Origin of the sequence: Streptomyces sp. Ag109_O5-10, assembly GCF_900105755.1 — a bacterium.
Lineage (GTDB): Bacteria > Actinomycetota > Actinomycetes > Streptomycetales > Streptomycetaceae > Streptomyces.
The window spans coordinates 8518539-8536348 of sequence record NZ_FNTQ01000001.1 but is presented as its reverse complement, the minus strand read 5'-3'; the positions used below and the strand labels follow the sequence as shown (position 1 = coordinate 8536348).

Annotated in this window: 18 protein-coding genes; 8 read left to right on the top strand and 10 right to left on the bottom strand. The window is 72.0% G+C overall.

Annotated features, from left to right (window positions below):
• The first annotated feature begins 69 nt into the window (after window positions 1–69).
• A complete protein-coding gene (locus BLW82_RS38925; RefSeq protein ID WP_093506625.1) occupies window positions 70–621 on the top strand; it encodes a TetR/AcrR family transcriptional regulator in 552 nt (183 codons plus the stop codon).
• 253 nt (window positions 622–874) lie between these two features.
• Here BLW82_RS38925 and BLW82_RS38920 read toward each other — a convergent pair whose 3' ends face one another.
• Together BLW82_RS38920 and BLW82_RS38915 are read right to left on the bottom strand one after the other, a co-directional pair.
• Window positions 875–1075 (bottom strand): ferredoxin, encoded by a 201-nt coding sequence (locus BLW82_RS38920; protein WP_093506623.1) that lies wholly within the window; start codon window positions 1073–1075, stop codon window positions 875–877.
• Between the two features lie 12 nt (window positions 1076–1087).
• Complete coding sequence (locus BLW82_RS38915; protein ID WP_177233208.1) at window positions 1088–2329, bottom strand: cytochrome P450; 1242 nt, start codon at window positions 2327–2329, stop codon at window positions 1088–1090.
• A gap of 293 nt (window positions 2330–2622) precedes the next feature.
• On the opposite strand from BLW82_RS38915, the gene BLW82_RS38910 reads away from it, so the two are divergent.
• Together BLW82_RS38910 and BLW82_RS38905 are read left to right on the top strand one after the other, a co-directional pair.
• Window positions 2623–3255 carry a LysE family transporter gene (locus BLW82_RS38910; RefSeq protein WP_093506621.1) on the top strand — a complete coding sequence of 211 codons (633 nt, stop codon included), beginning with the start codon at window positions 2623–2625 and terminating at the stop codon, window positions 3253–3255.
• 127 nt (window positions 3256–3382) lie between these two features.
• On the top strand, window positions 3383–3823 hold the full coding sequence (locus BLW82_RS38905; RefSeq protein WP_093506619.1) for a nitroreductase family deazaflavin-dependent oxidoreductase: 441 nt from the start codon (window positions 3383–3385) through the stop codon (window positions 3821–3823).
• 161 nt (window positions 3824–3984) lie between these two features.
• Here the strand turns inward: BLW82_RS38905 and BLW82_RS38900 are convergent, their stop codons facing one another.
• Window positions 3985–4965 (bottom strand): cation diffusion facilitator family transporter, encoded by a 981-nt coding sequence (locus BLW82_RS38900; RefSeq protein WP_093506617.1) that lies wholly within the window; start codon window positions 4963–4965, stop codon window positions 3985–3987.
• A 113-nt stretch (window positions 4966–5078) separates the two neighbouring features.
• Between BLW82_RS38900 and BLW82_RS38895 the strand changes: the two genes are divergently transcribed.
• On the top strand, window positions 5079–6095 hold the full coding sequence (locus BLW82_RS38895; protein ID WP_093506615.1) for a glutathione S-transferase family protein: 1017 nt from the start codon (window positions 5079–5081) through the stop codon (window positions 6093–6095).
• 16 nt (window positions 6096–6111) lie between these two features.
• Entirely contained in the window at window positions 6112–6417 is a 306-nt protein-coding gene (locus BLW82_RS38890) for a DUF4235 domain-containing protein (RefSeq protein ID WP_093506613.1), read from the top strand.
• 6 nt (window positions 6418–6423) lie between these two features.
• Here BLW82_RS38890 and BLW82_RS38885 read toward each other — a convergent pair whose 3' ends face one another.
• Both BLW82_RS38885 and BLW82_RS38880 read right to left on the bottom strand, forming a co-directional pair.
• A complete protein-coding gene (locus BLW82_RS38885) occupies window positions 6424–6816 on the bottom strand; it encodes a VOC family protein (protein WP_093506611.1) in 393 nt (130 codons plus the stop codon).
• Window positions 6817–6869: 53 nt separating this feature from the next.
• Window positions 6870–7598: a TetR/AcrR family transcriptional regulator gene (locus tag BLW82_RS38880; protein WP_093506609.1), complete on the bottom strand. Its 729-nt coding sequence runs from the start codon at window positions 7596–7598 to the stop codon at window positions 6870–6872.
• Window positions 7599–7726: 128 nt separating this feature from the next.
• On the opposite strand from BLW82_RS38880, the gene BLW82_RS38875 reads away from it, so the two are divergent.
• The 3 genes from BLW82_RS38875 (at window position 7727) to BLW82_RS38865 (ending at window position 13229) form a co-directional block, all read left to right on the top strand.
• The gene (locus BLW82_RS38875; RefSeq protein ID WP_093506607.1) at window positions 7727–9220 is read left to right on the top strand and encodes an APC family permease; all 1494 of its coding nucleotides are present in this window, start codon (window positions 7727–7729) and stop codon (window positions 9218–9220) included.
• 11 nt (window positions 9221–9231) lie between these two features.
• Window positions 9232–10866 carry an amidohydrolase gene (locus BLW82_RS38870; protein ID WP_093506605.1) on the top strand — a complete coding sequence of 545 codons (1635 nt, stop codon included), beginning with the start codon at window positions 9232–9234 and terminating at the stop codon, window positions 10864–10866.
• Between the two features lie 632 nt (window positions 10867–11498).
• Complete coding sequence (locus tag BLW82_RS38865; RefSeq protein ID WP_256216099.1) at window positions 11499–13229, top strand: hypothetical protein; 1731 nt, start codon at window positions 11499–11501, stop codon at window positions 13227–13229.
• A gap of 57 nt (window positions 13230–13286) precedes the next feature.
• On the opposite strand, the gene BLW82_RS38860 is transcribed toward BLW82_RS38865, so the two are convergent.
• The 5 genes from BLW82_RS38860 to BLW82_RS38840 are packed head-to-tail and all read right to left on the bottom strand — an operon-like array spanning window position 13287 to window position 17733.
• Window positions 13287–14537 carry a cytochrome P450 gene (locus BLW82_RS38860; protein WP_093506603.1) on the bottom strand — a complete coding sequence of 417 codons (1251 nt, stop codon included), beginning with the start codon at window positions 14535–14537 and terminating at the stop codon, window positions 13287–13289.
• Window positions 14534–15139: a GTP-binding protein gene (locus BLW82_RS38855; protein WP_093506601.1), complete on the bottom strand. Its 606-nt coding sequence runs from the start codon at window positions 15137–15139 to the stop codon at window positions 14534–14536. The genes BLW82_RS38860 and BLW82_RS38855 overlap by 4 nt, the downstream gene beginning before the upstream one ends.
• Entirely contained in the window at window positions 15120–15491 is a 372-nt protein-coding gene (locus tag BLW82_RS38850; protein ID WP_093506599.1) for a DUF742 domain-containing protein, read from the bottom strand. Before BLW82_RS38850 ends, BLW82_RS38855 begins: the two co-directional genes overlap by 20 nt.
• Window positions 15488–15898 (bottom strand): roadblock/LC7 domain-containing protein, encoded by a 411-nt coding sequence (locus BLW82_RS38845; RefSeq protein ID WP_046733906.1) that lies wholly within the window; start codon window positions 15896–15898, stop codon window positions 15488–15490. Before BLW82_RS38845 ends, BLW82_RS38850 begins: the two co-directional genes overlap by 4 nt.
• Before the next feature lie 5 nt (window positions 15899–15903).
• The gene (locus BLW82_RS38840; RefSeq protein WP_093506597.1) at window positions 15904–17733 is read right to left on the bottom strand and encodes a sensor histidine kinase; all 1830 of its coding nucleotides are present in this window, start codon (window positions 17731–17733) and stop codon (window positions 15904–15906) included.
• Window positions 17734–17810: the final 77 nt, after the last annotated feature.

Sequence of the window (17810 nt, the reverse complement as noted above, 5' to 3'; positions counted from 1 at the left end):
GGAGAACGTACGTTCTCCCAGGCGCTGCTACCGTAAGAGAACGCACGTTCTCTCGTCAAGGAGTGGCCCATGGACAGCGCTGTCGCGCGTGAGCAGGCTCTGGACGCCGCCGAGCGGCTGTTCTACGGGCGCGGGGTGCAGTCCGTCGGCATGGACGACATACGCGGCGCCTCCGGCGTCTCCCTCAAACGGCTCTACCAGCTCTTCCCCGCGAAGGAGCAACTGGTGGAGGCCTATCTGGAGCGGCGCGACGTGCGTTGGCGGCAGCGGCTCGTCGAGCACGTCCGGCGGCACGAGGAGCCCCGGGAGCGGCTGCTCGCGGTCTTCGAGTGGCTGGAGGGATGGTTCGGGGAGGCGGACTTCCGCGGTTGCGCCTGGATCAACGCGTACGGCGAACTCGGCGCCACCTCCCCGCGGGTGGTGGCCCAGGTGCGCGGCCACAAGCAGGCGTTCCGGGACTACTTGGCGGGGCTGGTGGCAGACGCCGGGCTGGACGCCGCGCTCACCGGGCCGATGTTCCTGCTCGCCGAGGGGGCGATGGTCACCGCGGGCGTCACCGGGAGCACGGAGCCCGCGGCGGAGGCCCGCGCGGCGGCCCGGGTGCTGCTGCGCGCCGGGTGAGTCAGGCCGCGGCGGCGAGCCGGGAGAGGGCGGCGCGGGCCTGGGCGAGTCGCCGGTCGCGTCGGCGTTGGAGTCAAACCGTCCCGGCCCTGGTGGACGGCCGGGTCGGCCTGGTCGTCGCCCCGCGCGGACGGCTGCGGTACGTCCCGCGGGTCACCGTGCGCGGCGACCGGGTGGCGGCGTAGCAGGTGGTCGCCGACCCGGTGCGGCTGCGCGGGCTTGAGCCGGAGGTGCTCGACGTGCCGACGGCCGCCTAACCCGTCGGTTCCTTGACGGTGATGGCGCTCACCGGGCAGGCCCGGGCTGCCTCCTTGACGAGCGGGTCGCCGCCCCCGTCCTCCTTGCCGGGGAGCAGGGCGCTGAAGCCGTCGTCGTCCTGGGTGAAGACGTTCGGGGCGGTCAGGGCGCACTGCCCCGCGCCGATGCAGACGTCCGTGTCGATCTCGATGTGCATGGCAGGAGCCTCTTACCAGGTCACGGGGAGTTCCAGCATCCCCTGGATCGTGTCGCCGGGTTTGAAGGGAATCTTCTCCGGCGGTGCGGCGAGCCGCAGGTCCGGGAGCCGCTCCCACAGGGTGCGCAGGGCGATCTCCAGCTCGGTGCGGGCCAGGTTCTGGCCCAGGCACTGGTGGATGCCGAAACCGAAGGCCACGTGGTGGCGGGCCGGGCGGTGCCAGTCCAGGGTGTCGGGGTCGTCGTACACCGCCTCGTCCCGGTTGATGACCGACGTCGCGAAGACCACGCCGTCACCCTTGCGGATGGTGGTGCCGTCCAGCCGGATGTCCTCCAGGGCGACGCGCAGCAGCCCGTCGGCGATGGACAGCATCCGCATCAGTTCCTCGACGGCGGCGGGCACCAGCCCGGGATCGGCGCGCAGTTCGGCGAGCCGCTCGGGCTGCTGGAGCAGGGTGAAGGTGCCGAGCGAGATCATGTTGGCGGTCGTCTCGTGCCCGGCGACCAGCAGGATGAGGGCCAGCGCCACGACCTCGGCGCGGTCCAGTTCGCCCTCGCGCAGCCGCTCGTGCACGAGGTCGTCGAGGACCCCGTCGCCGGGCGCCTCGTCCCGGCTCTTGCGGTCGGCCAGGTCGCCCAGATAGGCCTCCAGCTGGTCGCGCGCGTCCAGGGAGTCGGCAGGCGCCGGACCGCGCAGCAGCCGCCGGGACTGCGCCTCGAAGAACTCGTGGTCGGCGTAGGGCACACCGAGCAGGTCGCAGATGACCATGGACGGCACGGGCAGCGCGAAGGAGCTCACCAGATCGGCGGGCGGTCCCGCGGCGATCATCCGGTCGAGCAGTTCGTCGACGATCCGCTGGATGGCGGGCCGCATCCCGGTCGCGCGTTTGAGGGTGAAGTCCGGGATCAGCATCCGGCGCTGGATCTGGTGCTCGGGGTCGTCGAGGCCGAGCAGTGCGACCTGGCGGCGCTCCCGGGCGGCCGCGAACCGGGCGTTCGGCATCGGGAAGTCCTCCCGCCGGCGGTCGCTGGAGAGCCGGGGGTCGGAGAGCAGCGCCCGGGCCGCGCCGTGGCCGGTGACCGCCCAGACGGTGCGGCCGTCGTAGAGGGTGACGCGGGACAGCGGGGCGCCGTCGCGCAGCGGGTCGTATCCGGTGGGCGGGTGGTAGGGGCACGTGCGGTCCTGCGGCCAGGCCACGGGGTCGGCCCGGCCGGCGGGAGAGGTGGTTTCCGTCAGGTCCGTCAGTTCGTTCATGGAAGACCTCGCAGACGAGTGTCGTACGTCGTGCCGATCTTCATTAGATGCTCGGGGCACCTATGTGGCGACCGGAAGTTCGGCCAGATCGCCGCATCGGATGATCTGGCCGAACCACGTTCGGTCGGGGGATGATTCCGCGCCGAAATTCGCTTGCCGGTGCGGCGCCGCGGGTCCCAGGATCTGCGCATGAACTCTCCTGACGCCATCGTGCCGCTGACCACCGCGACCTCCGGTCGGGTGCGGGTCCAGCAGCAGCCGGGGCGTCCCCGGAGGCCCGAGCCCGCACGCGCGTGACGGCCGCGCTCCTGGCCGGCCTGCTCGCCGGATACGGGATCGCCGTCCCGGTCGGCGCGGTCGGCACATATCTAGTGTCCCTCACGGCTCGCACGTCACTGCGGACCGGCGCCTGCGCGGCGCTCGGCGTGGCCAGCGCCGACGGCCTGTACGCCCTGCTGGCGACCGTCGGCGGTGCCGCGCTGGCGGCGGCGCTGGTGCCGGTGCTCGGACCGCTGCGGCTGGTGTCGGCGCTGGTGCTGGTGGGACTCGCCGTACGCGGTGCGGCGGTCGCGCTGCGCCAGTACCGGGAGCGGCGGCTCGCGACCCGGGCCGAGCGGCCGGTACCCGGCCCCGGACGGGCGTATCTCGGCCTCCTCGGGATCACGCTGCTCAACCCCACGACGGTCATCTACTTCGCCGCCCTGGTGGTCGGCACGCGCTCCGCCGAAGGGGTACGGCCGCTGGAGCAGGGGGTCTTCGTCCTCGCGGCCTTCGCCGCGTCCGCGAGCTGGCAGCTCCTGCTGGCGGGCGGCGGGGCGCTCCTCGGCCGCGGCCTGACCGGCCACCGGGGGCGCCTGGTCACGGCGTTGCTGTCGAGTTGCGTGATGCTGGCGCTGGCGGCCCGGATGATGCTGTCTCCCGGCTGACGTCCGGCGTGCTCGACGCGGCGGCGGGATCCCGTCGCGGGAGCGGTGTCGTACGGATGATCCGGGGAACTTCGCGTGTTGAATCATGCTGTCAGTCAGTCTTGGAACAGACGAGGGGACGGACCTCATGCCTCTTGAGGGCGACTACGAGCCCAGCCCGGCCGCCTGGGTGCGGGAGCAGGTCGAGTTGTACGAGAGCTCGGGCGGGAAGGAGGGCAACACCCTGATGGACACCGGGTTGCCCGTCATTCTGCTCACCACCCTGGGGGCGAAGAGCGGGAAGATCCGCAAGACGCCGCTGATGCGGGTGGAGCACGACGGGAAGTACGCCATCGTCGCCTCGCAGGGCGGCGCGCCCAAGCACCCGGTGTGGTACTTCAACGTCAAGTCCCACCCGGACGTCGAGCTTCAGGACGGGCCGGTCAAGCAGGACATGACCGCGCGCGAGGTCACCGGGGCGGAGAAGGCCGAGTGGTGGGACCGCGCGGTCGCGGCCTTTCCGCCGTACGCCGACTACCAGAAGAAGACCAGCCGGGAGATCCCGGTGTTCGTGGTCGAACCGAAGTAACCGGAACTGCAGTAGCCGGGACGGAGCAGTCGGAACCGGAGCGGCCGGAACCGCACGGGGAATTGGCGGTTCCGGGAATTCATTCCGGCCGGGGACCGGTGGAATTTAGAAAAATCTGTTTCCGGGAGGCATGAACCGGCTTCGGGCCGGGCAGCCGAATATCAGGCCCCGCCGCGTTCCCCCGTCGCGGCGGGGCTTTCGTACGCCTCCCGCGCGGAGCGGTCCGTCACGTCCAGGAAGATCTGGTCGGTCTCGTGGAACGTCTCGGCGAGGGCCCGCTTGATGCGCACCAGGACCTCCTCCACCTCCTCGCTCTCGAGGCCGGGCACCAGGTCGACGCGGGCCGCGACCAGGGTCGACTCGAGGCCCATCTGCATCGTGTAGAGCGCCTCCACACTGTCGATCTCCGGCTCCGCCTCCAGCTGCTCCCGGATCCTGTCGCTGAGCTCCGGATCCGCGGCCTCCCCGATCAGCTGGTCGCGGGCGTCGGCGCCCAGCCGGTACGCGACGAACACCAGCAGGACGCCGATCGCCAGTGAGGCCGACGCCTCCCAGACCACCTGGCCGGTCACCATGTGCAGCACCATGCCGACGATCGCGAGGCAGACGCCGAGCACAGCGGTGCCGTCCTCGGCGATCACCGTGCGCAGGGCCGGATCCCGCAGCCCCCGCGACTCCCCGCGGGCCTGGTGCAGCGCGCGGAACAGGGACGCGCCCTCGGCGAGCAGGGCGACGCCCAGCACGACCAGGCCGGCCACGTAGCCGCTGAGTTTTTCGTCCGCGCCGTCGCGCAGTGCCTCGATCCCCTGGAGGAAGGAGAAGCAGCCGCCCATGACGAAGATCCCGACGGCCGCGAGCAGGGCCCAGAAGAAGCGCTCCTTGCCGTAGCCGAACGGGTGCCGCGCGTCGGGCGGGCGCCGGCTGCGGCGCAGGGCCGCCAGCAGGAACACCTCGTTCAGGCTGTCGGCGACGGAGTGCGCGGCCTCGGACAGCAGGGCGGGCGAGCCCGCGAGGACTCCGCCGACGGCCTTGGCGGCCGCGATGACCAGGTTGGCGGCGAGCGCCACGTACACGGTCACGCGGGTCCGGCGGTCGGCATGCGGCTGTTCCGATTGGTTCTGCGATGGTGTCCTGCTCACCACCGCCGACTGCCCCGCCGCGCGCCGATCACTCCGTGCGAGAGGCGGAAATGAGGGAACGCATTCCCACAGGGCCGCCGTTCGACCGTGGGGCGGCCCCCGGGCAAGGAGGACGCATGAGCGGCGGCGACGGCAACAGCGCGCTGGGACACAAGGCATTCAAACGGTCCCTCAGTCACTTCACGGACCGGATCACCGCGGACGGACGCGACGGCTGGCCGGTGGCGGCCGGACGCTACCGGCTGGTGGTCAGCCGTGCCTGCCCGTGGGCGAGCCGGGCGGTGATCTCCCGGCGGCTGCTCGGCCTGGAGGACGCCCTGTCGCTCGCCGTCACCGACCCGGTCCAGGACGACCGCAGCTGGCGTTTCACCCTCGACCCCGGCGGCCGTGACCCGGTGCTCGGCATCCGGTACCTCAGCGAGGCGTACGACCGCCGGGAGACCGGCTACCCCGGCGGGGTGAGCGTGCCGGCGGTGGTGGACGTGCCGAGCGGGAAGCTGGTCACCAACGACTACCAGCAACTCACCCTCGACCTGGCCACCGAGTGGACGGCACTGCACCGGGACGGGGCACCGGACCTGTACCCGGCACGGCACCGGGACGAGATCGACGCGGTGACGGCGGAGGTGTACGAGGACGTCAACAACGGGGTCTACCGGGCCGGGTTCGCACACGAGCAGCGGACGTACGAGGAGGCCTGCGCCGGGGTGTTCCGGCGGCTGGAGCTGCTCGCCGGGCGGCTGGCCGGGCGACGCTACCTGGTCGGGGACACGATCACCGAGGCCGACATCCGGCTGTTCACCACGCTGGTGCGGTTCGACGCCGTCTACCACGGCCACTTCAAGTGCAACCGCTACAAGCTCGCGGAGAGCCCGGTGCTGTGGGCGTACGCCAGGGACCTCTACCAGACGCCGGGATTCGGTGACACCGTCGACTTCGACCACATCAAGCGGCACTACTACCAGGTCCACACCGGGATCAACCCGACCCGTGTCGTGCCCCTCGGTCCGGATCTCGCCGGGTGGCTGGCGCCCCATCACCGGGAGCAGCTCGGCGGCCGGCCCTTCGGGGACGGGACGCCGCCCGGCCCGGTGCGGCCGGCCGAGGAGGTCGCGGTCGCGGGGCGGCCCTGAGAACGCGGAGGCAGGCATGGCCAAGAGCAGGAAGAAGCTGAAGCTCCCCCTCGTGGACGCACCCCTGGGTTCCGTGCTGAGCTGGGCCGGCGGGGCGCTGGGCGCGCTGGCCTTCCGCCGCACCTGGAAGGCGCTGCGCGGCGAGGACGACGCGCCGGACGCCCTGGACCGGGACCGCGGCTGGGGCGAGGTGCTGCTGGCCGCGGCGGTCCAGGGCGCGGTCTTCGCGGTGGTGCGCAGCGCCGTGGACCGTACCGGCGCGACGGCCATAGAGCGGTCCACCGGGGTGTGGCCGACGGCGGGCAGGGGTGGGCGGGACTGAGCGGTCTCAGCCCTGCTTGGGTGCCGCGGACGGCACCAGGCGCAGCGTGAAGGAGTGTCCGGCCGGGTCGGCGTACCCGCGTTCCTCGTACGGGCCGGCCGGGTCCTTCGTCTCGATGGGACGTCCGCCCAGGGCGACCACCCGGCGCTCGGCCTCGTCGAGGTCCTCGACCAGGAATTCGAGATGGGCCTGGAGCGAGTTCTCGGGCCGTGGCCAGCTGGGCGGGGTCGCGTTGACGTCGCGCCGGAAGGCGATGTGGAAGCCGTCGGCGGTCCTGATCCCGACCAGGTTGGCCGAGGCCTCGCCGTCCTCGCCGTCCAGGAACTCCCGGTAGAACTCGGCGAGTTTCTCGGGTTCTGCGCAGTCCAGCACCACGACGGCCGCGGTCACCAGTGCCATGTTTCCTCCCTCGGCAGGTTCTCCGGGCACACGTCTGTCCCCGATCGGCCGGTTCAGTCGCCCACCGGCCGCCTCCCGGCACCCTGTTGAGCGAGCCGGGCCCCGGCCGCCGTCAGCAGCAGGTCGAGGGCGGCCGGATAGGAGCTGCCCCGCATCGAGGCGACGAGATGGCGGGCGGTGGCCGCGATGTGCGGGTGACTGGTGGCGGGCAGCCGGGCGTAGGTCGCCCGCCACACGTCCGCCTCGGCGTCCCGGGCGGCCCTGGGCAGCGCGGTGTTGGCGGAGTCGAGGGCGCCGTACGCGAGGGCCTGGTCGACGAAGGCGTGGTAGACGCGGACCGCCTCGCCGTCCGGGAAACCGGCACCGCGGAGGATCCCGAGGATGGCCTCGACGGCCTGGATCTCGTACGTCCGTCCCGTCACCCGGTGGGCACTGAGCGCCGCGGCGCGAGGGTGGGCGAGGGCGCCGGCGTGCATCCGCAGGCCGAGGTCGCGCAGATCGGCGCGCCAGTCCCCGGTGGGCCGCCAGGCGCGCAGGGTACGGCCGATCAGCTCGTCGGCGACGGCGAGCATCAGGTCGTCGGTATGCCGGAAGTAGCGGTAGAGGGAGCTGGGGTCGGCGCCCAGGGCACGCCCGAGGCGGCGCACCGACAGGGCGTCGGCGCCGTGCTCCTCGATCAGCCGCATCGCGGTCTCGACGATCAGCTCCTCGGAGAGGACCACGCCCTGTTTGGTGGGGCGCCGGCGCTGCCGTGCGGCGGCCGGGACGACACGTTCGCTCAACGGACCTCCTCATGACGTGCGGGCACCTTATGACAACACCGTTGACCTGTGAAGGGCACCGGCAGTTTCATGTCCCGTCACCGGGGCCGACCAGTCCGGCCCCCAGGTGCGAGCGGAGTGTGCCGGCCATGACCGACCAGCCCTACACAGCGGACCCCCCTGCGTTGCGCAGATCCCTCGGCGTCCTGGACGGCGTGGCGGTCGCCGCGTCCAGTACGGCCGCCACCACCAGCATCGGGATCGGGCTGGGGGTGACGGCCGGGGTGGTCGGGCTGCATCTGCCGGCCATCATGCTGCTGGCGTTCGTGCCGGTCCTCGGCATCGCGGGCGCCTACTCCCGGCTGAACCGGGTGGAGCCGAACGCGGGCAACGGCTATGTGTGGGTGGGCCGTTCGCTCAATCCGTGGCTCGGCTTCCTGGTCGGCTGGGTCAACATCGTGGCGACGGTGGCGTTCCTCGCGTACACCACGGCGGTCACGGGATCGGCGTTGCTGCAGCTGGCGGGAGAGGCGGGGGCGCACCGGATCGGCTCGCTCGCCCTCGACCCCGGTTCGACGGCGCAGACCACGGCCCTCGGGATCGTGGTCCTGGTCGCCGTCACCCTCACCGCCGTGACCGGCATCCGTACCGCCGCCCGCCTGCAGACCGGGCTGCTGGTCTTCGAGTACGCGGTCCTGCTCGGGTTCTGCGGCTACGGCATCGTCAAGGGACCGCACCCCTTCAGCCTGAGCTGGTTCGACCCGTTCGCGATCCCGTCGGCCACGGCGCTGGCGCAGGGCCTGCTGCTTTCGGTGTTCTGTTACTGGGGTTTCGAGGCGGCGTTCAGCGTGAACGAGGAGGTCCGCGACCCGCGGGACGCCTCCCGGGCCGGGCTGATCACCCTGGTGACCATGCTGGGCCTTTTCCTGCTCGGCTCGGTGGCCTTCCAGCGGGTGCTGTCGGAGCGGGAGCTGGCCGGCCACGGGGCCGAGGGGCTGGCGTTCTTCGGCGACCGGCTGGCCGCGCAGCCCTGGGCCGCGCTGCCGCTGGTGGCGCTGATGTTCTCGGCGGTGGCCTCGCTGCAGGCCGGGGTGATCCCGACGGCGCGGGGCATGTTCGCGATGAGCCGGGACCGTACCCTCGGGCCGGTGTGGTCCAGGGTCAGCGCCCGGTACGGGACCCCGGCGGCCGGCACCCTGCTGATCGGCGCGCTGGCCGCGGCGGTCGCCGGGCTCGCCCTGGTGATCCCGCGGCTCGCCGACATGATCATGGCGACGGTGAACGCGGTCGGCATCGTCGTCGCCCTGTCGTACGCGCTCACCGCCCTGGCCGCCGCCGCGCGCTTCCGCGCCCTGCTGCGCGAGGACTGGCGGCAGGGGGTACGGGCCGTGGTGCTGCCGGCGCTGAGCGCGCTCGCCCTGCTGGGCCTCGGCGGCTACCTCGGCTGGTCCTTCTACACCTCCGCCGACCACTTCGAGGTCAGCGCGGACAACGGGTGGTTCCTGCTGGCCACCCCGCTGGTGATGATCGGGTCCGGGTTCGTCGCGGCCGGCTGGGCGAAGTACGTGCGCCGGTCGCCGTACTTCCGCACCGGCGAGGGCACCGACGCCGACGCGCCCCAGCTGCTCACGACCCCCAACTGAGGAACGGAAACATGCACGCAGATCTGCTCTTCACCGGTGGCCGCGTCCTCACTGACGAGGACCCCACGGCCACCGCCGTCGCCGTCACCGGCGAGCGCATCACCGCCGTCGGCTCCGCCGGGGAGCTGCGGGAGCTCGCCGGGCCGCGCACCGAGGTGGTCGACCTCGCCGGGCGGCTGCTGCTGCCCGGGTTCCAGGACGCGCACGTCCATCCGGTCCCGGCGGGCCTCGAACTGACCCAGTGCGACCTGTCCGGGCTGCGGACCGCCGAGGAGACCGTGGCCGCCGTACGCTCCTACGCCGACGCGCATCCGGAACGGGCGTGGATCCTGGGCGGCGGGTGGTCCATGGAGGCGTTCGAGGGCGGTACGCCGACGAAGGAGCTGCTGGACGCCGTCGTACCGGACCGGCCGGTGTACCTGCCCAACCGGGACCATCACGGGGCGTGGGTCAACAGCCGGGCACTGGAGCTGGCCGGGATCGGCCGCGACACGCCCGACCCGGCGGACGGGCGGATCGAGCGGGACGCCTCGGGCGCGCCGGGCGGCACGCTCCAGGAGGGCGCGATGCAGCTGGTCGGCCGGCTCGCCCCGCCGGCCGGCCCGGCGGACCGGTTGGCGGCGCTGCTGCACGCGCAGCGCCATCTGCACGCGCTGGGCATCACGGCCTGGCAGGACGCGCTGATCGGGGACTTCCTCGGCATGGACGACCCGGCGTCGGCGTATCTGGCGGCGGCCCGGGACGGTTCGCTGACCGCGCGGGTGGCCGGGGCGCTGTGGTGGGACCGGGAGCGGGGAGCCGAGCAGATTCCCGAACTCGTCGAGAGGCGGGCCGCGTTGAGCCATGGCAGGTTCCGGGCGGGCACGGTGAAGCTGATGCTGGACGGGGTCGCCGAGAACGGCACGGCGGCGCTGCTCGACCCCTACCTGGACAGGTGCGGCTGCGCGACGCGCAACCGGGGCAAGAGCTTCATCGATCCGGCGCGACTGCCGCAGTACGTGACCGAGTTGGACGCCCTCGGCTTCCAGTGCCACTTCCACGCGCTCGGTGACCGGGCCGTTCGGGACGCGCTGGACGCGGTCGAGGCGGCGCGGGCGGCCAACGGGATGAGCGACACGCGGCCCCACCTGGCGCATCTCCAGGTCGTGCACCCCGCCGACGTACCGCGGTTCGCCCGGCTCGGCGCCGCCGCCAACATCCAGGCGCTGTGGGCCGCGCACGAGCCGCAGATGGACGAGCTGACGATCCCCTTCCTCGGCCCGGAACGGGCCGGACGGCAGTACCCGTTCGGGTCGCTGCTGCGTTCCGGGGCGCGGCTCGCGGGCGGCAGCGACTGGCCGGTGAGCAGTCCCGACCCGCTCCAGGGCATCCATGTCGCGGTGAACCGGGTCGAACCGGGCGGCGACGCGCCGGTGTTCCTGCCGGCGGAACGGCTGGAGCTCGCGGCGGCGGTCAGGGCGTACACGGCCGGTTCGGCGTACGTGAACCACCTCGACGACACCGGGCGGGTGGCGGTCGGCATGCTCGCGGATCTGGTGGTCCTGGACCGCGACCCGTTCGCCGGGCCCCCGGAGCGCATCGCGGACACACGCGTCGCGTACACATACGTCGGGGGCGCGCGAGTGTACTCGGCTCAGGAGGTATGAGCAGTAACACACGTCACGGCCAGGTCACGCGTAGATCATTTACGCTCTGGGCAGACTCGTAGCGCTTCACGGCTCAACTTTCGAGCCACGAAGGCCAGTTCGAGTGCCCGGGTGGCTGACAGGCCACCCGTTCGCAGGGACGGGGGGACTCTGCGCACTGTCGCCCGAAAGGAAACACATGCCTCAGGACGTCACCTCCGACCTGCCCTTCGAGTCCCCCGCCGGTGAGCATCCGGAGTCCGTGCGGCCGTCATCCGCGCCGGCTCCGGGACACGGACCTGGGGCGTGGCCACAGCAACAGAGCTGAGGCCACGCCCCAGGTCCTCGTCGTGCGGCCGCAACGCTCCGGCGCACGCAGGCCGTTCACGGAAGGCCCGGCGGCGCCGAGGACGCGTCCGCCGCGCCGTCGCGCACGAGCGCCGCGCTCCGTCCTCCCGGGCCCGACGCGGCGGTCGCTGCCCCGCGCGGTCCTTCGCAGCAGCGGCCGGAGCCGGTCGCGGAGCCGGGCTGTCCGGCTGCCCGGCTGCCCGGCGAGGCCGTCACGGGAGGGGCCGCCCCCTTCCCGGACCCGGCTGCCGACGACCGCCGTCGGCCGATTCCGTTGTCATGACCACTACTCGAAGGAGATCGCTGTGAATTCCCGAGGCGCGGGTGCTGTTCCGAAGGCGTCCCCCGAAAGCCTGCTCCCGGCGCGGTCAAACGCCCAGTTCCGGCCCACGGAGGCGGGGACCGCTCTCGCCGACCTCTTCGTGAAACGCGCGAACGGGAGCACGGATCAGTACCGGAACTTCCGAAACGCCGCTCAGCGGCGGCTGGAAGCGCTGGGTCCCGGCCACTCGGGCACCACGCTGCATCTGGCGGGAGCCCTCCACCAGGCGCCGCGCGAGTTCCTCCCGCCCGACGAGGAGGGCCGTGCCAGGTTGCGGCACCTCGACACCAGCCTGCGCATGATCGAGGCGGCCTTCCCCGAAGTCGGCACCGACACCGAGATCTGCCGGCTGACCTGCGCGATGCTGGAAGGGGCCTGGCGGAGCCGGGCACTGGCCCCGCCGCGCGTGGCGGAACAGGCGGCCCCCTGTTCCTGCCCGTTGTGCCGTCGGCTGCCCACACCCCCCGCGCGCACGCTGGACGACTACCGCTGGCGGCAGAGCGCCGGCCGGCCCCTCGCCGTCAAGACCTGGCCGTACCGCCGGGAGCTCGACAGCGTCCTGACCGGTGGCTGGTCCTGGACCCGTCAGATGAACGACCTGGAGCACGACCTCGGCCACCGCAACCGCTTCGAGGACGACATCCTCGTCTTCCACGAGTACAAGCGCGTGATCGACACCATCGACACCACGCGCCTCACCCAGCACGTCGAAGACCGCCTGGCCGAGAGCTTCAGCACCAACAGCGCACGAGCCCTGGTCTCCGGGCTCTTCGCGGCCCACAAGCGATCCGTCGACGAGTACTGGCTCCGCCAGCACGACGCCGGCAGGGTCACGCTCCCCCAGACCAACCCCCTGGGCCACAGCTCCTACTCGGTCCTGCAGATGCTGGACTGCCTGTTCTGGCACGTCGCGCCCGACACCGAACTGTGGCAGGAGGAGAACCTCGCCTCCCTGCTGCTGTGCCGCGTCATCGACGACATGGCCGACGTCCGGGCCGACGCCCTCACCGGCGAGATCAGCAACTTCTGGCTCGCCGAGATGCCCGCCCACACCAAGGCCTTCTACGCCGCCTGCGCGATAGCCCTCGTCAAGTACGGCTGCACACCCGAGGCGCATCGCCCGATGTGGAACACCTGGCTGCTGACCACCACCGTCGTCTGGATGGGGCTCACGGGACGGCACGCCCTGTGGTTCGACGGCATCACCGAGGGCCTCCCCCCGGCCGACGGGTGCCCGCTGTGCGACCTGCAGCCCAACCCGTGCGCCGGCATCCTCACCCACGGCACGACCCTCACCATCGCCCCCCGGCCCACGGTGCCGGAACTGAGCCCCCGGACCGCCGAACTGTCCGCTCGCTGCCGGGTCCAGCACCCGGCGGCGTGGCCCCTCTTCGACGCGGAGCTCCATGCCTTCGAGGCGGTGCACGGCCCTTGGCACGGCGACACCGACAACGCCTGGGAGATCCTGCGCCGCACCTACGTCGCCGCCGTGGAGGCATCCGGCGCCGCGCCGTCCCCCGACCGCGCTCGTCAGGTCCAGCAGGACGCCGGTGCGGTGGGATCCGAAAGGTTCCACGCCCTGCACGACCCGCTGACCGGACGGGAGGACACCGCACTGCTCGCCTACATGTTCGGCTGCGCGCACCCGCATTTCCTGTGGAACGCCACGGGCTACCGCCCCACGGACGTCGCGGGCGACTGGCTCGACGGCTGACGCCGCAACGCCTGTTGCCCGGTCGGGTGACCCGACCGGGCAACGGTGCGTCCGTGTCTACACCGCGAACTCGACCGGCAGGCTGTCCAGCACGGACATCCAGGTGGACGCGGTCGAGGTGAGCTCCTCCGCCGGCACGGCCAGGCGCAGGCCCGGCAGCCGGTACAGCAGGACGTCCACCGCGATCTGGATGATGGACAGCCCGATGCTCTGCCCGGGGCACTCGTGCGGGCCGGCGCTGAAGGCCAGATGCGACTCGTTGCCCTGCACCGAGACGTCCGGGTCGGGCCGGATCTCGGGGTCGAGGTTGCCGGGTGCGAGACCGAGGACGAGCAGGTCGCCCTCCTGGATGCGGTGCCCGCCGAGTTCCACGTCGCTGACGGCGAAGCGGCCCGGCAGGACCGACAGCGGCGGGGAGTTCCACATGACCTCCTCCACCAGCGCGGTGATGGTCACCTGACCGCTGGTCAGGCCGGAGAGTCGCGCGGGGTCCGTGAGGACGAGCTGCAGCACCCGGGCCAGCAGGTTGCTGGTCGTGCTGTGCCCGGCCATCAGCACCAGGCGCAGGTGGCTCACGACCTCGTCGTGGTCGAGGGCCGCGTGATGCTCCAGCAGGCCGGTGGTGAAGTCGGAGCCGGGCTCGGCCCGCTTGCGGTCGACGAGTGCGCCGAGGATGTCCTTGATGATGCCGTCGTGCAGGATCGCGTCCTCGCCGCCCCGGAACACCATGGCGTTGGACTCGACGAGCCGGCGGCCCTCCGCCTCGGTGAGGCCCAGGACGCGGGCGAGGATCAGCATCGGCAGGTAGCCGGCGTAGTCCGCCACCAGGTCGGCGTGGCCCGTGTCGGCGAACGCGTCGATCTGCTTGTTCGCGAAGTACGTGGCATGCCGCCGGATGCCGCGGCTCACGGCGGCCTGGAGCCCGTCGTTGACGGCGCCGCGCAGCCGGCGGTGTGCCTCGCCGTCCTGGGACACGCAGTCGGGGCGCCAGGCGACCATCGGAACCAGCGGATGGTTCTCCGCGACCCGGCCCTCCTGCCAGTCCCGCCAGATCCGCGCGTCCCGGGCGAACTGGCGGGGATTGTCGAGCACCCGCCGGCCGTCCCGGTAGCCCAGCACCAGCCAGGCGTGGATGTCGCCCTCCAGCAGCACCGGAGCGACCGATCCGTGCTCCTTGCGCAGCCGTTCGTAGATGCCGGACGGGTCGGTCGCCGCCTCGGGCCCGTACAACCGGGTCAGGTCGGGAGAGCCGTGCGCGACCGGGCAGCCGCGGGGGGCGTCGGGGCTGCCGGGGCTCTGGTCGTTCATCGGGGCTCCAGTACGACGGCGGAGCGTTCCTTCAAATGACGTATCAGGGCGATCAGTACGTCACGGCTGGATGCCCGGTCCCGGGCGTCGCAGGCCACGATCGGGGTGTGCGGGGAGATGTCGAGGGCGTCCCTGATCTCCTCGATGGGATGTTCCTTGCAGTCCGGGAAGACGTTCAGCGCGATGACGAAGGGCACGTTCTGCCGCTCCATCTCCTCGATGGCGCGGAAGCTGGAGGCCAGCCGGCGCGTGTCCACCAGGACGATGGCCCCGAGCGCGCCCTTGAACAGGCCGTTCCACAGGAACCAGAACCGTTCCTGCCCGGGGGTGCCGAACAGGTACAGCATCAGGTTGTCGTTGATGCTGATCTTGCCGAAGTCGAGGCTGACCGTGGTCTCGGCCTTGTCCGCGACGCCGATGAGGTTGTCGACGCCGACGGTGGCCTGGGTGAGTGTCTCCTCGGTGGTGAGCGGCCTGATGTCGCTGACGGAGCGGACCATGGTGGTCTTCCCGGTGCCGAACCCCCCGGCGATCATCACCTTGACCGAGCGGGTCCCCCCGGCACCGGGGTCGCCGGGATGGTCAAAGCCTTTCAAGTCCACTGAGTACCTCCTGGAGGAGCGCGAGGTCAGGCCCGCGTCCGGCGTGGTGCGCCGGAATGGGATCACGGGCTTCAATACGGCCTGCGTCCAGCAGATCCGCCAACAGCACCGCGAGAATGTTGAAGGGCAATCCGAGATGGGCGGTGAGTTCGGCCACCGACAGCGGATCACGGCAGCGCCGGACTATCTCCTCGTACTCGTGCTGCATCCCCTGGACGGGGGCGGTCCGGGAGACGACGAGGGTCGCCACGTCGAGGCTCGACGCCGACCCGCCCGGCCCGCTGCGTCCCCCGGTGAGGACGTAATAGCGTTCGAGACCGGACGGATCCGACGGTCGGCGGGGAGCACTCATCCAGAGTGCTCCTCCAGGCGCGGAGAGGTGCCGAGCAGCTCACCCATCCGCCGGGACAGGTCCCGCATCTGATGGCCGAGCAGCCCCTGGTCGAGTCCTTCGCGGGCGAGGACCCCGAGATACGTCTCCACACCGGCCCGTACGACGAAGAGGTGACCGCCGTCGACCTCGATCATCGCCAGCCGCAGCTGCCCCGCGTACTTGGGGAACTGCTCGGCGACCGGCTGGGCCAGGGCCTGCAGCCCGGCCACCACGGCCGCGAAACGGTCAACGTCGTCGGGGTCCTCGGCGCCAAAGGAGGTGATGGCCTTGCCGTCGCTGGAGGCCACGAGGGCGAAACGGATCTCCGGGATGCTCTCCACCAGATCACGGAGCGCCCAGCTCACGTCGGTTCCCTGTTGCGTCATGTGGACTAGTCGCTCTCTTCAGTGCGGTGCTCGGCGGACTCGCTTCCGGCGGCGGCGTCATCGGCGCCGGCCGGGGTCGCGGGTGCCGCGTCGTCTACGTCTCCGGTCAACTCGGCCTCGCTGTCCGCTTCCTCGCCCGCGGCGGGCGCGCGGCCCGCGGTGGCGAAGGCGGCCAGACCGGCGAAGGACTCCTCGGGCGGGACCGCGGGGAACGCGGTGCCCTCGGTGCGCTCCGTGCGGGCGGTGCGCTCCTCGGGCTGCTCCTCGTCGCGGCGCCGGCTGCGCCGCCGGGGCAGACCGCCCGGGGTGGTGTCCAGGGCCTCGCCGGACTCCGGCTGGGTGACGGTTTCGACGGCGACCGGGCCGTGCGCCTGTACCGGGGACGTGGCGGCGGGGGCGGCCGCCACGGGGGCCGGAGCGGCGGTGGCCGCGGGCAGCGGGCTGAAGAACTTGTGCGGGACCACGACGACCACCGAGGTGCCGAGCCAGGGCGAGTCCGCGAAGGTGACCCGGATGCCGTAGCGGCGGGCGAGGATGCCGACCACCCGCAGGCCGATGTTGGCGTCCTCGGAGATGCCTCCGATACCGGGTCCGGCCTCGGTGCCGGCCAGCGAGTGCTCGGCCTCGCGCTTCTTCTCCTCGCTCAGGCCCTTGCCGGAGTCCTGGATCTCGATGCCGACGCCGTTGGGCACCTCCTTGCCGGAGACGACGACCGGTTCGGTGGGCGGCGAGTAGCGGGCCGCGTTGTCCAGCAGGTGGGAGAAGATCAGGGTGAGGTGGTCCACCAGACCGCCGTCGACGCCGAGTTCGGGCAGGTGCCGGACCTCGACGCGGTGGAAGTCCTTGATCCGGCCGATGCCGCCGCGCACCACGCTGAGCAGGCGCTGGGGCTCCTGCCACTGGCGGCCCGGGCGGTCCGAACCGCCGAGCACACCGATACTGGCGGCGAGCGAGTCGGCGGGACCGAGTTCCTGGTCGAGCTCCATCAGGCCGCGGGCCACGGCGGGCAGCCGGCCGTGCTCGCCCTGCATCTCGTGCAGCCGGCCGCGCAGCTTGCTGGTCAGGACGTGGATGCGGTTGCCGATGCTGATCACGGCCTGCTCGGCGGAGGTGGAGCGGTTGAACTCCTCCTCCACGCCGATCAGCGAGGTGCGCAGGATGCGCCGCAGGTCGGCCTGGAGGTCCTTGTCGACCTTGGCGCACTGCTCGGTGACGGGCAGCAGGTCGTCGATGGCGTCGCCCGCCCGCAGCCGGTTCAGCGCGTCGGGCAGTTGCTCGTCGGCGAGCCGGGAGATCGCGGCCCGCTGGTGCGCGACCTGCTCCTGCCAGACCTCGGCCTGGTCGGCGAGCTGCGCCTCGGAGGACTTCAGCTGGTCGGCGAGCCGCTCCTCGTACGCCCGGGCCTGCTCGGCCAGTTGGGCGTCGTAGTGGGCGGTCCGGTCGGCGAGCCGGGCCTCGAACGCGGCGTTCTGCTCGGTGAGCTGGACGTCGAACGCGGCGGACTGCTCGTTGATCCGGCTCTCCAGCGTGGCGCGCTCGGCGGAGAACTTGCGCTCCAGGCCCGAGACGTGCTGCTGCCACTGCTGGGAGTGCTCCGCCTGCGAGCTGCGGAACGTCCCTTCCGCGCTGCGCAGTTGGCGCTGCGAGCGGATCAGCAGGCGTACACACACCGAGCTCGCGACGGTGGCCGCGGCGCCGGCGACGGCCGCGGTTATTCGCTCCGAGCTCATGAACGTGGCGGCGACCGTCCCTCCTCCTAAGGCCAGCGGCATCAGCCACCAGCTGTACCAGGCGACAGGGGCCCGCGCCGCCGGCGGCGGAGTGGCGAGTTCCATCTGCATCCCTCGAAGCAACACGATCGAACAACAGCGAACAGGGTCGGTGTGCGAAGGCCGCACTCACGAGCACGCAC

Excerpts from the sequence above, each read along its gene's own strand:
- BLW82_RS38850 (WP_093506599.1), bottom strand. The coding sequence starts at position 15,491 with ATGAGTGCTCCCCGCCGACCGTCGGATCCGTCCGGTCTCGAACGCTAT.
- BLW82_RS38915 (WP_177233208.1), bottom strand. The coding sequence starts at position 2,329 with ATGAACGAACTGACGGACCTGACGGAAACCACCTCTCCCGCCGGCCGG.
- BLW82_RS38870 (WP_093506605.1), top strand. The coding sequence starts at position 9,232 with ATGCACGCAGATCTGCTCTTCACCGGTGGCCGCGTCCTCACTGACGAG.
- BLW82_RS38840 (WP_093506597.1), bottom strand. The coding sequence starts at position 17,733 with ATGGAACTCGCCACTCCGCCGCCGGCGGCGCGGGCCCCTGTCGCCTGG.
- BLW82_RS38885 (WP_093506611.1), bottom strand. The coding sequence starts at position 6,816 with ATGGCACTGGTGACCGCGGCCGTCGTGGTGCTGGACTGCGCAGAACCC.
- BLW82_RS38875 (WP_093506607.1), top strand. The coding sequence starts at position 7,727 with ATGACCGACCAGCCCTACACAGCGGACCCCCCTGCGTTGCGCAGATCC.
- BLW82_RS38905 (WP_093506619.1), top strand. The coding sequence starts at position 3,383 with ATGCCTCTTGAGGGCGACTACGAGCCCAGCCCGGCCGCCTGGGTGCGG.
- BLW82_RS38895 (WP_093506615.1), top strand. The coding sequence starts at position 5,079 with ATGAGCGGCGGCGACGGCAACAGCGCGCTGGGACACAAGGCATTCAAA.
- BLW82_RS38860 (WP_093506603.1), bottom strand. The coding sequence starts at position 14,537 with ATGAACGACCAGAGCCCCGGCAGCCCCGACGCCCCCCGCGGCTGCCCG.
- BLW82_RS38845 (WP_046733906.1), bottom strand. The coding sequence starts at position 15,898 with ATGACGCAACAGGGAACCGACGTGAGCTGGGCGCTCCGTGATCTGGTG.
- BLW82_RS38925 (WP_093506625.1), top strand. The coding sequence starts at position 70 with ATGGACAGCGCTGTCGCGCGTGAGCAGGCTCTGGACGCCGCCGAGCGG.
- BLW82_RS38920 (WP_093506623.1), bottom strand. The coding sequence starts at position 1,075 with ATGCACATCGAGATCGACACGGACGTCTGCATCGGCGCGGGGCAGTGC.
- BLW82_RS38890 (WP_093506613.1), top strand. The coding sequence starts at position 6,112 with ATGGCCAAGAGCAGGAAGAAGCTGAAGCTCCCCCTCGTGGACGCACCC.